16 protein-coding genes are annotated in these 13878 nt (G+C 72.3%); 10 read left to right on the plus strand and 6 right to left on the minus strand.

Going from position 1 to position 13878, the window contains the following annotated elements; translation table 11 throughout:
• The first annotated feature begins 163 nt into the window (after nt 1-163).
• Nucleotides 164-454 (plus strand): hypothetical protein, encoded by a 291-nt coding sequence (locus ACFWR9_RS38450; RefSeq protein ID WP_383851086.1) that lies wholly within the window; start codon nt 164-166, stop codon nt 452-454.
• On the opposite strand, the gene ACFWR9_RS38455 is transcribed toward ACFWR9_RS38450, so the two are convergent.
• Together ACFWR9_RS38455 and ACFWR9_RS38460 are read right to left on the minus strand one after the other, a co-directional pair.
• Entirely contained in the window at nt 447-680 is a 234-nt protein-coding gene (locus tag ACFWR9_RS38455) for a ferredoxin (RefSeq protein ID WP_383851089.1), read from the minus strand. The two genes, ACFWR9_RS38450 and ACFWR9_RS38455, sit on opposite strands and share 8 nt — an antisense overlap.
• A gap of 12 nt (nt 681-692) precedes the next feature.
• A complete protein-coding gene (locus tag ACFWR9_RS38460) occupies nt 693-1901 on the minus strand; it encodes a cytochrome P450 (RefSeq protein WP_383851092.1) in 1209 nt (402 codons plus the stop codon).
• A 338-nt stretch (nt 1902-2239) separates the two neighbouring features.
• On the opposite strand from ACFWR9_RS38460, the gene ACFWR9_RS38465 reads away from it, so the two are divergent.
• A complete protein-coding gene (locus tag ACFWR9_RS38465; protein ID WP_383851095.1) occupies nt 2240-2689 on the plus strand; it encodes a nitroreductase family deazaflavin-dependent oxidoreductase in 450 nt (149 codons plus the stop codon).
• A 64-nt stretch (nt 2690-2753) separates the two neighbouring features.
• Here ACFWR9_RS38465 and ACFWR9_RS38470 read toward each other — a convergent pair whose 3' ends face one another.
• Nucleotides 2754-3716: a cation diffusion facilitator family transporter gene (locus ACFWR9_RS38470; protein ID WP_383851124.1), complete on the minus strand. Its 963-nt coding sequence runs from the start codon at nt 3714-3716 to the stop codon at nt 2754-2756.
• 211 nt (nt 3717-3927) lie between these two features.
• Between ACFWR9_RS38470 and ACFWR9_RS38475 the strand changes: the two genes are divergently transcribed.
• Nucleotides 3928-4953 (plus strand): glutathione S-transferase family protein, encoded by a 1026-nt coding sequence (locus tag ACFWR9_RS38475; RefSeq protein ID WP_383851098.1) that lies wholly within the window; start codon nt 3928-3930, stop codon nt 4951-4953.
• A gap of 71 nt (nt 4954-5024) precedes the next feature.
• A complete protein-coding gene (locus ACFWR9_RS38480; RefSeq protein ID WP_122615220.1) occupies nt 5025-5324 on the plus strand; it encodes a DUF4235 domain-containing protein in 300 nt (99 codons plus the stop codon).
• A 49-nt stretch (nt 5325-5373) separates the two neighbouring features.
• Here the strand turns inward: ACFWR9_RS38480 and ACFWR9_RS38485 are convergent, their stop codons facing one another.
• Nucleotides 5374-5769, minus strand: coding sequence for a VOC family protein (locus ACFWR9_RS38485; protein WP_064731142.1), 396 nt, complete (start codon nt 5767-5769; stop codon nt 5374-5376).
• Nucleotides 5770-6014: 245 nt separating this feature from the next.
• Between ACFWR9_RS38485 and ACFWR9_RS38490 the strand changes: the two genes are divergently transcribed.
• Nucleotides 6015-6956 (plus strand): NADP-dependent oxidoreductase, encoded by a 942-nt coding sequence (locus ACFWR9_RS38490; protein WP_383851103.1) that lies wholly within the window; start codon nt 6015-6017, stop codon nt 6954-6956.
• Nucleotides 6957-7110: 154 nt separating this feature from the next.
• On the plus strand, nt 7111-7497 hold the full coding sequence (locus tag ACFWR9_RS38495) for an anti-sigma factor antagonist (protein ID WP_383851106.1): 387 nt from the start codon (nt 7111-7113) through the stop codon (nt 7495-7497).
• On the opposite strand, the gene ACFWR9_RS38500 is transcribed toward ACFWR9_RS38495, so the two are convergent.
• Nucleotides 7463-8416 (minus strand): ribose-phosphate diphosphokinase, encoded by a 954-nt coding sequence (locus ACFWR9_RS38500; protein WP_383851108.1) that lies wholly within the window; start codon nt 8414-8416, stop codon nt 7463-7465. The two genes, ACFWR9_RS38495 and ACFWR9_RS38500, sit on opposite strands and share 35 nt — an antisense overlap.
• Before the next feature lie 221 nt (nt 8417-8637).
• Here ACFWR9_RS38500 and otr(A) point away from each other — a divergent pair, with 221 nt between their 5' ends.
• The 4 genes from otr(A) to ACFWR9_RS38520 all read left to right on the plus strand — a co-directional run bounded on the left by otr(A) (nt 8638) and on the right by ACFWR9_RS38520 (nt 13546).
• On the plus strand, nt 8638-10518 hold the full coding sequence (otr(A), locus tag ACFWR9_RS38505; protein WP_383851110.1) for a tetracycline resistance ribosomal protection protein Otr(A): 1881 nt from the start codon (nt 8638-8640) through the stop codon (nt 10516-10518).
• A 315-nt stretch (nt 10519-10833) separates the two neighbouring features.
• Nucleotides 10834-11517, plus strand: coding sequence for a DUF4230 domain-containing protein (locus ACFWR9_RS38510; protein ID WP_383851113.1), 684 nt, complete (start codon nt 10834-10836; stop codon nt 11515-11517).
• Nucleotides 11518-11603: 86 nt separating this feature from the next.
• Nucleotides 11604-12158, plus strand: a complete 555-nt coding sequence (locus ACFWR9_RS38515) for a VanZ family protein (RefSeq protein WP_383851116.1) — start codon at nt 11604-11606, stop codon at nt 12156-12158.
• 143 nt (nt 12159-12301) lie between these two features.
• Entirely contained in the window at nt 12302-13546 is a 1245-nt protein-coding gene (locus ACFWR9_RS38520) for a ricin-type beta-trefoil lectin domain protein (RefSeq protein WP_383851119.1), read from the plus strand.
• Nucleotides 13547-13574: 28 nt separating this feature from the next.
• Here ACFWR9_RS38520 and ACFWR9_RS38525 read toward each other — a convergent pair whose 3' ends face one another.
• On the minus strand, nt 13575-13811 hold the full coding sequence (locus tag ACFWR9_RS38525) for a hypothetical protein (RefSeq protein ID WP_383851121.1): 237 nt from the start codon (nt 13809-13811) through the stop codon (nt 13575-13577).
• Nucleotides 13812-13878: the final 67 nt, after the last annotated feature.

Genomic DNA, 13878 nt, shown 5'->3' on the forward strand with positions numbered 1-13878 from the left:
GGTCTCGCGCCACCCTCTCCACCCGGCTGAACCCCACCCCGACAACACGCGCTCAACCCCCCCCCCGCCCCCAGCTCCCCCGGGGCGCGCCCCCGCCCCCCCCCCCCCCGCCGGCGCGGCGCCCGCCGCGCCGGGCGCCGCCGTGTCGGCGGCGCCCGGCTGCGTGACCGAGACCAAGGAGGTGCAGAACGGCTACGGAACGATCACCGTGTGCGTCAACGAGGACGGCTCCGCCCGGGCCTACGGCGACGTCCACTGCACCGCGTTCGGCGCCGTCCAGGTGCTGTGGGAGGTCGGCTGGGAGACGACCTCGGGTGTCAAGGTCTCGACCGTGGCGATGGCCGGCTGGGGCGGCGACGACGTCGAGTTCGACGTCGACCCCTCGGCCGGCGCGGACGGGATCAAGGGGATCACCGGAGTGGACGAGATCTACCTGTCCGAGATCTTCATGTGATCCCCGGCCCACGCGAGCCCGGGTGTCGGCCCACCCGCTCCGACACGGTGATGGCGCCGACGGGGCACGCGCGGGCGGCCTCCCGCACCAGGGCGCTGCCGCCCCCGTCCTCCCGGCCGGGGCGGAGCGCGCTGTAGCCGTCGTCGTCCTGGGTGAAGACCTCCGGGGCGGTCAGGGCGCACTGTCCCGCCCCGATGCAGGTGTCCTGGTCGATACCGATGTGCATGTGCGGACCCTCCTACCAGGCCACGGGGAGTTCCAGCATCCCCTGGATCGTGTCGCCGGGCTTGAAGGGAATCTCCTCCGCCGGGGCGGCCAGGCGCAGTTCGGGCAGCCGCTCGAAGAGGCTGTGCAGGGCGATCTCCAGCTCGGCGCGGGCCAGGTTCTGGCCCAGGCACTGGTGGATGCCGAACCCGAAGGCGACGTGATGGCGGGCCGGACGGTGCCAGTCCAGGGCGTCCGGCTCCGGGTAGACCGTCTCGTCGCGGTTGATGACGGAGGTGGAGAAGACGACCCCGTCGCCGGCCCGGATGGTCTGCCCCTCCACCTCGATGTCCTCGACCGCCGTCCGGAGCAGTCCGTCCGCGATCGAGAGCACCCGCATCAGTTCCTCGACCGCGCCGGGCAGCAAGGCGGGATCGGCGCGCAGTTCGGCCAGGCGCCCGGGGCTCCGCAGGAGCGTGAAGGTGCCCAGCGAGATCATGTTGGCGGTGGTCTCGTGGCCGGCGACCAGCAGGATGACCGCGAAGGCGATCAACTGGTCCCGGTCCAGGGACCCTTCGCCCAGCTGCTGCCGGACCAGGTCGTCCAGCAGACCCTCGCCCGGAGTCTTCCGTTTGCGGTCGACCAACTCCCCCAGGTACGACTCCAGTCGGTCGCGTGCCTCAAGGGTGTCTTCGGGCCGGGGGCCGCGCAGCAGCCGGCGGGACTGCTCCTCGAAGAAGTCGTGGTCGGCGTAGGGGACGCCGAGCAGCGCGCAGATCACCATCGAGGGCACCGGCAGCGCGAAGGCCGGCACCAGATCGGCGGGCGGGCCCTGCCCGATCATCGCTTCGAGCCGTTCGTCGACGATCTCCTGGATGCGCGGGCGCATGGCGGCGGCGCGTTTGAGGGTGAACTCCGGTATCACCATCCTGCGTTGGGCGCGGTGTTCCGGGTCGTCGACGCCGAGCAGGGCGGGGCTGCGGCCTCGTACCGCGGTGAGCCGTGCCGAGGTGGCGGGGAAGCCGTCGCGGGTGCGGTCGGTCGACAGCCGCTGGTCGGCCAGCAGCCGGCGGGCGGTGGTGTGCCCGGTGACGAGCCAGGCGGGGCGGCCGTCGAAGAGGGTGACGCGGGCCAGTGGACGGGTGGCGCGCAGCGGGTCGTAGGCGGCGGGCGGGTGGTAGGGGCAGGTCCGGTCCTGCGGGAAGGCGACGGGGTGCGTCGTGTCCGTGTCCGTGTCCGTCATGGAAGACCTCGCAGACGAAGAGTGCGTCGTGCCGATCTCCATTAGATGCCTCGGGCATCTATGCGGCGACGCCAAGTTCGGCCAGATCGGTGACGGGGGCAGACTGGCCGGGATCACCGGGTGCGGGGTGCCACTCCGGCCCCGCAGGGCCGGACGCGCCGGGTTCGTGGCGCGATCGGGCCGTCCGGGGGCGCCGACCGGCCGCCGGAACTGGCCGGGCGGCACGGTGCCCGGCGGTTCGGGGGGAGGATGCGGTATGGATGGGACGGATCCGCACCGACCGGTGGCGTACACCGGACCGGTCGGCCCGACGACGACACGATGGGACGGATGCACACATGACTCTGGACGGCGAGTACGAACCCAGCCCGACGAAGTGGGTGCGCGAACAGGTCGAGCTGTACGAGAGCTCGGGCGGCACCAAGGGCACGACCCTGCAGAACACAGGCCTGCCCGTGATCGTGCTGACCAGCCGGGGCGCCCGGAGCGGGAAGGTCCGCAAGACGCCGCTGATGCGCGTCGAGCAGGACGGCACGTACGCCGTGGTCGCCTCCCTGGGCGGCGCTCCCAAGCACCCGGTCTGGTACTTCAACGTGATGGCCGACCCCCACGTGGAACTCCAGGACGGCCCGGTGCGGCGCGACATGACGGCCCGTGAGGTCACGGGCGTGGAGAAGGCCGAGTGGTGGGAGCGTGCCGTCGCGGCGTATCCCCCGTACGCCGACTACCAGAAGAAGACGGACCGGGAGATCCCCGTCTTCGTCCTGGAGCCCGCCGACGGGAGCTGATCCGGGCGCGCGGAGACTCCCCGCCACGGCGTGCATGGACCGACGGGTCATGGGCACCCGGGGGTCAGGCCCCGCCGCGTTCCCCCGTCGCGGCGGGGCTTTCCGCCGCCTCGCGCGCGGGGCGGTCGGTGACGTCGAGGAAGATCTGTCCCGCCTCGGGAACGGTGTGGGCGATCGAGCGCTTGATGCGCACGGCGACCTCCTCCACCCGTTCGCTGTCCATGCCCGGCATCAGGTCGACGCGCGCGGCCACCAGGGTGGAATCGAGGCCGGTCTTCATGGTGAACAGCGCCTCGACACTGTCGATCTCCGGCTGGGCCTCCAGCAGGGCGCAGATCCGGCCGCTGGCCTCGGGGTCGGCGGCCTGGCCGATCAGCTGGTCGCGGGCCTCGCGGCCCAGCCGGTAGGCCACGAACACGAGCAGCGCACCGATCGCGAGCGAGGCGCAGGCCTCCCAGACCACCTGTCCGGTGACCATGTGCAGGACCATGCCGGTCATGGCGAGGGTCACGCCGAGCACCGCGGTGCCGTCCTCGGCGACGACCGTGCGCAGGGCCGGGTCGCGCAGCCCGGTGGCGAGGCCGCCCTGGCCCCTGACCTGGTGCAGGGCCCGCAGCAGGGAGCCGCCCTCGGCGAGCAGGGCGATGCCGAGCACGACCAGTCCGGCCACGTAGCCGCCCAGTTCCTCGTCGGCGCCGGTGCGCAGGGCCTCGATGCCCTGGAAGAAGGAGAAGCAGCCGCCCATGACGAAGATGCCGACGGCGGCGAGGAGCGACCAGAAGAACCGTTCCTTGCCGTAGCCGAAGGGGTGCTTCCGGTCGGCGGGGCGGCGGCTGCGGCGCAGGGCGGCGAGGAGGAAGACCTCGTTCATGCTGTCCGCCACCGAGTGCGCGGCCTCCGACAGCAGCGCGGGCGATCCCGCGAGGAACCCGCCGATCGCCTTGGCGACGGCGATCACCAGGTTGGCCGCGAGGGCGACCAGCACGGTGACCCGTGTCCTGCGGTCGGCCTTGGTCTCGGCGCTCACGTTCTTCCCGTCACCGCTCCCGTCACCCTTCTCGTGGTCCTCCCGGCCGTCCTTCCGGCCTGCCTTCTCTTCCGCGGCTGTCTCAGTCACGAAGGGCCGAATGCCCGTGGCGGCAGGACTCACACCCCGCCTTGTGGGTGGCCCACCAGTGCCGACGGCCGAAAACGGGGAACGCGTCCACCAGGGCACCCGAAAGACTGGAGGCAGACCCATGAGCGGTGACGGCGGGACGCCGGGCAACAGCGGGTACGGCAGGAAGCCGTTCAAGCGGTCCAAGAGCCACTTCGCGGACCGGATCACCGCGGACGGCCGCGACGGCTGGCCGGTGGAGTCCGGCCGGTACCGCCTGGTGGTCAGCCGAGCCTGTCCGTGGGCGAGCCGGGCCCTGGTCTCCCGGCGGCTGCTCGGGCTGGAGGACGCCCTGTCCCTGGCCGTGGCCGATCCGATCCAGGACGACCGCAGCTGGCGGTTCACGCTGGACCCGGACGGCCGTGACCCGGTCCTCGGCATCCGCTACCTGGGCGAGGCCTACGACCGGCGGGAGACCGGCTATCCGGGCGGGGTGAGCGTGCCCGCGATCGTGGACGTGCCCACCGGGTCGCTGGTCACCAACGACTACCAGCGGATCACCCTGGATCTCGCCACCGAGTGGACCTCCCTGCACCGGCCGGGCGCGCCCGACCTGTATCCGCGGGCCCGGCGCGACGAGATCGACGAGGTGATGGCCGGCGTCTACGAGGACGTCAACAACGGCGTGTACCGGGCGGGCTTCGCGACCGGCCAGGAGGAGTACGAGGCCGCGTGCGCGGGCGTGTTCCGGCGGCTGGAGCAGTTGGTGCCGCGGCTGGAGCGGCAGCGCTACCTGGTCGGTGACGCCATCACCGAGGCCGACATCCGGCTGTTCACGACGCTGGTCCGGTTCGACGCCGTCTACCACGGTCACTTCAAGTGCAACCGCTGGAAGCTGGCGGAGCACCCGGTGCTGTGGGGGTACGTCCGCGACCTGTTCCAGACACCCGGGTTCGGGGACACCGTCGACTTCGACCACATCAAGCGCCACTACTACCAGGTGCACACCGGCATCAATCCGACGGCGATCGTGCCCCTGGGCCCGGCCCTCGCCGGCTGGCTCACGCCCCACCACCGGGACGAACTGGGCGGCCGGCCGTTCGGTGACGGCACTCCGCCGGGGCCCGTCCGGGCCGACGAGGAGGTGCCGGTACGGGGCCGGCCCTGACCCTTCCGCACACGACGAGGCCGACGACGCCGACGACGTAAACGGCACACACCACGCAAGGAGAGATAGGCATGGCGAAGCCCAAGAAGAAGAAGCTCCCGCTCGCCTACAAGCCCGTCGGGTTCGCGCTCGGCTGGGTGGGCGGCACGCTGGCCGGGATGGCGTTCCAGAAGACCTGGAAGCTGATCCGGCACGAGGACGACGCGCCCGACGCGCTGGACCCGGACCGCGGCTGGGGCGAGATCCTGCTGGCCGCCGCGATCCAGGGCGCCATCTTCGCGGCGGTGCGCAGCGCCGTGGACCGTACGGGTGCCAAGGCCATCGAGCGCTCGACCGGCGTGTGGCCGGTCGACAAGGGCGGACGGGACTGACCGCGTCGCAGTCCCCTCCTCCCCCGCGACGGCACCCGGCAGGCTGTGGTCAGCCCTGTTTGGGTGCCGTCGGCGCGACGGCCAGGCGCACGGTGAAGGAGTGCCCCGCCGGGTCGGAGAAGCCGCGCTCCTCGTGCGGACCGGCCGGGTCCTTCGCCTCCACGGGGCGTCCGCCGAGCCCCACGATCGCGCGTTCGGCCTCGTCCAGCTCCGCCACCACGAAGTCCAGGTGGACCTGGAGGGAGTTCTCGGGACGGGGCCAGCTCGGCGGGGTCGCGTTGACGTCCCGCCGGAAGGCCATGCGGAAACCGCGCGGGCCCTCGATCTCGACCCGGTTGGCGGTCGCCTCGGTCTCTTCCGCCCCCAGCAGGCCCTTGTAGAACTCGGCGAGCTTCTCGGGCTCGGCGCAGTCGAGTACCACGACGCCCGCGTTGACCGTTGCCATGTCTCCTCCGAAGGATTCCGGGCGCGGGGCCGACGTGCCCCGTGCCCTCTCCCTTGCTGATATCCCGGCGGAGACGATTCAGTCGGCGGCGGCAGGCTCCTGAAGCGATGTCATGGCCGTCCGAGGTCGACGAATCCCCCTGCCGACCAGGGCATCCGGATGCCGTGCCGCCCCGGGAATGACACGATCTCGTCGGAGGTTGCAGACCGTGCCCCTGGAACCGCTCCCCAATTGCGAGGTTCTCGATGAACACCATGCGCGCCATCAGCCAGGACGTCCTCGGCGGACCCGAGGTCCTCAAGGAAGTACGGCCCCCGCGCCCCGAGCCGCGCCCGAACGAGGTGCTGGTGCGGGTGCGCGCCGCCGGAGTGAACCCGACCGACTGGAAGCACCGGGCGAACGGCGGCTTCCTCGGTGAGCCGCCCTTCGTGCTGGGCTGGGACGTCTCGGGCACGGTGGAGGCGGTGGGGATCGGCGTGGCCGCCTTCGCGCCCGGCGACGAGGTCTTCGGCATGCTGTCGTACCCCTTCGGCCACGGCTCCCACGCGGAGTACGTCACCGCTCCCGCACGCACCTTCACGCACAAGCCGGCCGGAATCGACCACGTGCAGGCGGGCGCCCTCCCCCTGGTCTCGCTGACGGCGTGGCAGGCGCTGGTGGAGCGGGCCGACGTCCGGCCGGGGCACCGGGTGCTGATCCACGCGGCGGCCGGCGGTGTGGGCCATGTGGCGGTACAGATCGCCAAGGCCCGGGGCGCCCATGTGATCGGCACCGCCAGCGCGGGCAAGCACGAGTTCCTGCGCTCTCTGGGGGCGGACGAGACCGTGGACTACCGGGAGACGGACTTCACCGAGGCGGTGAAGGACGTCGACGTCGTGCTGGACACGATCGGCGGCGACACGTCCCTGCGGTCACTGCGCGTGCTGCGCCCCGGCGGGGTGGTGGTGTCGATCCTGCCGGTCGGCTCGGACGAGTTCTTCGAGGAGGCCGGGCGGCTCGGCGTGCGGGCGGTCCGGATGCTGGTGGACGCCGACCGGGCCGACATGGGGGCGGTCGCGGCCCTGGTCGAGGCCGGGAAGCTGAAGGCCACGATCGAGAAGACGTTCCCGCTGGCCGAGGCGGCCGAGGCGCACGCGCTCGGCGAGACCGGCCGCACCACCGGCAAGATCGTTCTCGTTGTCGACTGATCGACTGATCAACTCGGCTGTGAGATTTCGATGACATATGTCAATCGAACATGCTCAGATTCGCTCGATCGGGGTAACTTTTCGTGCGGGCTGGCTGGTTGAGCCCTCCGGAAGCAGGCCGGAAGCAGGCCGGAACAAGCTGGAGGCAAGTCTCGTGCGGCAGGAATCGGCGTCGCCCACCCGGCATCTGCTCGTGCGCCACGACCGGGGGCACACGGTGCTGGAGTTCCGGGGCGAGATCGACATCGCGTCGGCCGCGGAGATCACGCCGCACCTGGACCAGGAGACCCGGCGCCCCGGCGCCCGGGTCGTCCTCGACCTCGGCGGGATCGAGTTCTTCGACTGCTCCGGACTGCGGCTGCTGCACCGGGCCCGCGGTCAGGTGCTCGACGGGGGCGGGCAGGTGCACCTGGTGTGCGCCCACCCGCTGACCCTGCGGATGCTGCGGATCACCGGCCTGACCCGGCTGCTGCCGCCCCGGCCGACCCTGGACGAGGTACTCGGCGTCAGCCTGCCGGCCGCGCGTCGAACAGGGCGCTGACCGACTCGCCGTTGTGGATGCGGCGCACGGCCTCGGCGAGTGCCGGGGCGATGGACAGGATCCGCAGCTTGTCCGTGTGGTCGTCGGCCGGCACCGGCACGGTGTTGGTGCACACGATCTCCAGCACGTCCGGCTGCTCGCTGAGCCGCCCCAGCGCACCGGCCGCGAACAGCCCGTGCGTACAGGCGAGGCGGATGGTGCGCGGACCCGACTCCCGGAGCCGGTCGAGGAGTTCCAGCACCGTGCTGCCCTTGGCGATCTCGTCGTCGAGCACGATGACGTCGCGCCCGGTGACGTCCCCGATCACGGCGCTGATGCTGACCCGGTCGTCGGCGTACCGCTGCTTGGCGCCGGCCGCCACCTGGGCGTCGAGCATCCGGGCGAACGCGGCGGCCTCCTTGGCGTTGCCCAGGTCCGGCGAGACGACGGTGGTGCGGGAGAGGTCGTACTGCCGGAAGTGCGCGGCCAGTTCCCGCAGCGCGTGCAGGTGGTCGACCGGGACCGGGAAGAAGCCGTGCACCTGGGGCGAGTGCAGCGTCATCGCGAGGACCCGGCCCGCGCCGGCCGCCACCAGCAGGTCGGCGACGAGGCGGCCGCCCAGCGAGATGCGCGGGGCGTCCTTCTTGTCGGAGCGGGCGTAGGAGTAGTGCGGCATGACGACGGTGATGCGGCCGGCCGACGCCCCGCGGGCCGCGTCGCACATCAGCAGCAGCTCGACCAGATGCTCCTGGACCGGCTTGACCAGGGGCTGGACCAGGAAGACGTCCCGCTCCCGGCAGTTGGCCAGGAGCTGCACCTCCAGGCAGTCGTTGGCGAACCGGCTGACCCGGGTGGGGCTGAGCGGCACCCCCAGATGTGCGCAGACCTCCTCGGCCAGCGCGGGATGGGCACTACCGCTGAACACGGCGATGTCTCGCACGGACCGCTCCTCGCGTGATCCTGCCCGGCCGGGATCCTCAGCTTACGGAAATCCGGTTGCGGCGGCCCGGGCGGCCAACGGCATGATGGCACCGTCCGTGTTCGCTCAGGTCTCCCCAGTTCTCCTGAGGTCTCTCCAGGTCAGGATCGTTCGCATGCGCCGACTCCTCGGAATCCCCCAGTGCCCCTTCCGGCCCACGGTTCCCGAGGACGCGACCGCGCATGCACCCCACGCACACCCTGAACATCGGCATTCTGGCCCACGTCGACGCCGGTAAGACCAGCCTCACCGAACGGCTGCTGTTCGACCACGGCGCGGTCGACCGGCTCGGCAGCGTCGACGCCGGTGACACCCGTACGGACGACGGCGGCATCGAGCGCCGCCGCGGCATCACCATCCGCTCCGCCGTCGCGGCCTTCACCGTCGGCGACACGCAGGTCAACCTGATCGACACCCCGGGACACTCCGACTTCGTCGCCGAGGTCGAGCGGGCCCTGGAGGTGCTCGACGGCGCGGTGCTGCTGCTGTCCGCCGTGGAGGGCGTGCAGGCGCGGACCCGCGTGCTGCTGCGCACCCTGCGGCGGCTGCGGCTGCCCACGCTCGTGTTCGTCAACAAGGTCGACCGGGCCGGCGCGCGGCCCGAGGGCCTGCTCGACGACGTACGGCGCCTGCTGACTCCGCACGTCGCGCCGCTGACGGCGGTGACGGGCGCGGGCACCGCCGACGCCCTGGTCGTGGCCCGCCCGCCGGACGAGCGGACCGCCGAGGCGCTCGCCGAGGTCGATCCGGACATCCTGGCGGCCCTGGTGGACGGTCCCGAGCCGACCGCGCAGGATCTCGCCGCGGCCCTCGCCGCGCGGACCGCCGACGGCTCCTTCCACCCGCTGTACCACGGCTCCGCACTCGGCGGTCAGGGCGTCGCGGAGCTGGTCGAGGGTCTGGTATCGCTGGTCCCGGCGGCTGCCGCACCGGCACCGGCCGGCTCCGTGGCACCGCGCGGCACCGTCTTCGCCGTGCGCCCGGAACCCGGCGGCGGGCGGACGGCGTACCTGCGGCTGTACGACGGTGAGGTGCGCCCGCGCCGGCGGCTGACGTTCCTGCGGCGCGAGGCCGACGGCCGGGCCACCGAGGTCTCCGGCCGGGTGACCCGCCTCGACGTCGTCGGCGGGGACGCGACGCTCACCGCCGGGAACATCGCCGCGCTCACCGTGCCGGGCGGCCTGCGCGTCGGCGACCGGCTCGGCGACCTCACCGACCGTGCCCCGCAGTTCGCGCCGCCGACGCTGCAGACCCTGGTCCGGGCGCGGCACCCGGAGCAGGCGGCGCCGCTGCGCTCCGCCCTGCTCGCGCTGGCCGACCAGGACCCGCTGCTGCACGCCCGCCCGGCGGCGTCCGGCGCGACGGCCCTGCTGCTGTACGGCGAGGTCCAGATGGAGGTGCTGGCGGCGACGCTGGCCGAGGACTTCGGTGTCGAGGCGGAGTTCACACCCGGACGGGTGCGGTTCCTGGAGCGCCCGGCCGGTACGGGCGAGGCGGCGGAGGAGATGCCGTGGCTCGACCACACCCGGTACTGGGCGACGGTCGGGCTGCGGGTCGAGCCGGGTCCGCGCGGCTCGGGCGTGGTGTTCGCCTACGAGACGGAGCTGGGCGCGCTCCCCCGCGCCTTCCACCAGGCGGTGGAGGAGACCGTCCACGCCACGCTGCTGACCGGACCGGCCGGCGCGGCGGTCACCGACTGCCGGGTGACGCTGATCCGCTCCGGCTTCAGCTCGCCGCTCAGCACCGCCGCCGACTTCCGCGGGCTGACGCCGATCGTGCTGCGCCGCGCCCTGCGCCGGGCGGGAACCGTGCTCTTCGAGCCGTACCACGCCTTCGAGGCGGAGATCCCGCCGGACGCGCTGGCCGCCGTGACGGCCCGGCTCGCCGCGCTGGGCGCCGACTTCACCGGCACGACGGGCGGCGACCCCGCCTGGCTCGTCACCGGCGAGCTGCCGGCCCGGCGGGTCCGGGAGGCCGAACTGCGACTGCCGGGACTCACGCACGGGGAGGCGGTGTGGTCGTCCCGCCCCTGCGCGGACCGGCCGCTGAAGCGGCAGCACTGAGCCGTCGTACGCGCCGGCAGCCGTGACGGCCCGGCCCGCCGCGCTCGGCGCGACTTCACCGGCGCGACGGGCGGCAGGCCGGCCTGGTCGTCACCGGGGAGCCACGAGCCAAGCCGAGCTGCCGCTGCCGCTGCCGCTGCCGGGGTTCACGCACGGTGTGCTCCTCACTCGCCGCGCGGACCGCCCGCTGAAGCCGCGGCACTGAGCCGTCGTACGCCCCTGCCGTGCCCCCGTCCCCGGCCCGTGTCCCTCAACTGTTCTGTCTGGCCGCAGTGATGGGGGGCATCAGGGTCAGTAGGAAGGAGGGCCGTCGCCATGACGACTCCCGTCAAGAATCCCACGCGTCCCGTTGAGAGGCCCACGAGGCGCATGCCCGGCTGGGCGAAGGTGCTGACCGCGGTCGTGGTGGTCCTCGCCGTGCTGTTCGCGGGGCTCCGGCTGAGCGTCATCCCGGGCCTGAACGACCTGTTCGGCACCGAGACCAAGGACCGCTCGGGTCCCGCCCTGCTCAAGTCCATCCAGGACATCAGCCGTTACGAGGCGGCATCCGGCAACTTCCAGGTCGTCGTGGACCTGGAGAAGGACACCAAGTTCCTGCCCGACGCCGTCCGCGGCTCCCGCACGCTGTACGTCGGGGCGGGCACGGTCGACGCCTTCGTCGACCTCGGGAAGATGGGCGAGGACGACGTGACGGTCAACGACGACCGGACGTCCGCCACGCTGAGGCTGCCGCACGCCGCGCTCGGCGAGCCGGCCCTGGATCCCGACCGCTCCTACGCGGTGTCCAAGCAGCGCGGACTCCTCGACCGCCTCGGCGACCTGTTCTCGGACAACCCGAACAGCGAGCAGGCCGTGCAGAAGCTCGCGGCCCGGCACATCGGCGACGCCGCCAAGGACAGCGAGCTGAAGGCCCGCGCCGAGAGCAACACCACGGCGATGCTCCAGGGTCTGCTGCGCTCCCTCGGATTCAAGGAGGTGCGGGTGGCCTACGGGACCTGAGCGGTTCCCCGGACCGCCGGGCATCCTCGGCGGTTCGGGGGGTAATAGCTCCGCGACGCGGGGATGCCGACTACTGGAGGAATCAAATGGCTCGTGCCGCCTCAGGGCTGCGTTTCCTGCCACGCCCCCGCGCCGACAAGGCGCAGGCCAAGGACGCCGACCAGCAAGAACGTCGCCCGCTCCCCCTGCCGCTGCGCCTGCTGGCGACACTGTGCGCGTTCGTCTTCATGGTGGCGTTCGCGGTGGTGCTGGCCCGGCTGACCCTGAACCCCTCCCCCGCGTCAGAGGCGCTGACGCACACCAACCTGCACCCCGGGCGCTCGCTGAAGGCCTATCTGGACCAGCCGGCGCTGCGGGACGCCGTCAAGCAGGTCGGCGGGAACATCCTGCTGGGCGTGCCGTTCGGCGTGCTGGTCCCGGTCGTCGCCCCGCGCACCCGCGGGCTGCTGCGGGTGCTGCTGCTGACGGCCGTGGTGATGCTGCTGGTGGAGTTCGCGCAGGGCGCCCTGGTCACCGGGCGGGCCTTCGACATCGACGACGTCATCCTCAACTCCAGTGGTGCGCTGATCGGTTACCTGCTGCTGGGCCGGCGGATGAGCCGTGCGGTGCACGCGCGCAAGGCCCGCAGGACACGTACCTGAGGACCGCGCCACCCTCCGGAACATCTGGTCCGTACCAAGGTATTGACCACCCCTTATCTCACCACTTGAATCAAGAGGCGACACCTCAACCCCCCACCTCGGTCGGCGACCCCTCCCCGGGGCGCCGTACGGAAGGGAGAGCCGTGGTCCGCCCACGCCTGCTCCGCAGATGTCTCCTCGCCGCCGCCCTGTCCGCGGGGCTCGCCGCGTCCCTCGTGTCGGGCCCCGCCCAGGCGGAACCCGATTCCCGTGCCGCCGACGCCGCGGCCGCCGCCGTGACGTTCTCCGACACCTTCGACGGCCCGGCCGGTGCGGCCGTCGACTCCTCGAAGTGGCAGATCGAGACCGGCGACAACGTCAACAACCACGAACGGCAGTACTACACCTCGGGCAACCGGAACGCGTCGCTGAACGGCCAGGGCCAGCTGGTCATCACGGCCCGCAAGGAGAACCCGGCCAACTACCAGTGCTGGTACGGCACCTGCCAGTACACCTCGGCCCGCCTGAACACCTCCGGCAAGTTCACCGCGCAGTACGGGCACGTCGAGGCCCGGATGAAGGTGCCGCGCGGACAGGGCATGTGGCCGGCGTTCTGGATGCTCGGCACCCCGGTGAACTGGCCGGACTCCGGCGAGATCGACATCATGGAGAACGTCGGCTTCGAGCCCTCGACCGTGCACGGCACGATCCACGGCCCCGGCTACTCGGGCGCGGGCGGCATCGGCGCCGGCTACACCCTGCCGGGCGGCCAGGCCTTCGCGGACGGCTTCCACACCTTCGCGGTCGACTGGGCGCCCGACTCGATCACCTGGTCGGTGGACGGCAACGTCTACCAGCGGCGCACCCCGGCCGACCTGGGCGGCCGGCAGTGGGTGTTCAACAGGCCGTACTTCCTGATCCTCAACCTGGCGGTCGGCGGCTACTGGCCCGGCGACCCGGACGCCTCCACGGTCTTCCCGCAGTCGCTGGTGGTGGACCACGTGTCGGTGACGACGAGCGACTCCGGCACCGGCGGCGCGATCCGGGGCCTGGCCGGCAAGTGCGTGGACGTCGCCGCGGCGAACACCGCCAACGGCACCCCCGTACAGCTCTACGACTGCAACGGCACCGCCGCCCAGCGGTGGACGGTGGGCTCCGACGGCACGATCCGGGCGCTGGGCAAGTGCCTGGACGTCAACGCGGGCGGCACGACGGACGGCACGGTCGTCCAGTTGTGGGACTGCAACGGCAGCGCCGCCCAGCGATGGGTCGTCACCGCCGCCCGGGACATCGTCAATCCGCAGGCCGACAAGTGCCTGGACGTCACCGGCAACAATTCGGCCAACGGCACCCGGCTGCAGATCTGGACCTGCTCGGGCGGCGCCAACCAGAAGTGGACGGTCGGCTGAGCCGCCCCGAGGGGCCCGGGGGCCCGTCCTAGTGCACGGTCCAGGTGAACTTGTCCCCGCCCACCCAGCGGACCACGTCCGGGTCGTCCAGGTCGTGGACCGTGATGCCGAAGGCCGCCGCGGCCTCCAGTACGTCGGTGACGGCCCTGGCCACACCGACGACCTGGCCGTCGATCTCCACGATCCGGAACGGAGGCGTGCCCGGCTGCACCCGGAGCACGAGGATCCGCGGAGTGCCGATGTGCGGGCTGTCGATTTCGGTCATGCCTAGAGGGTAGGCCGCAACGCGTGACGGCGAGGATCGGGCCGGGGGCGGGGGCGCCGCCCCGCCC

The organism is Streptomyces sp. NPDC058534, from assembly GCF_042717365.1.
Taxonomy (GTDB): domain Bacteria; phylum Actinomycetota; class Actinomycetes; order Streptomycetales; family Streptomycetaceae; genus Streptomyces.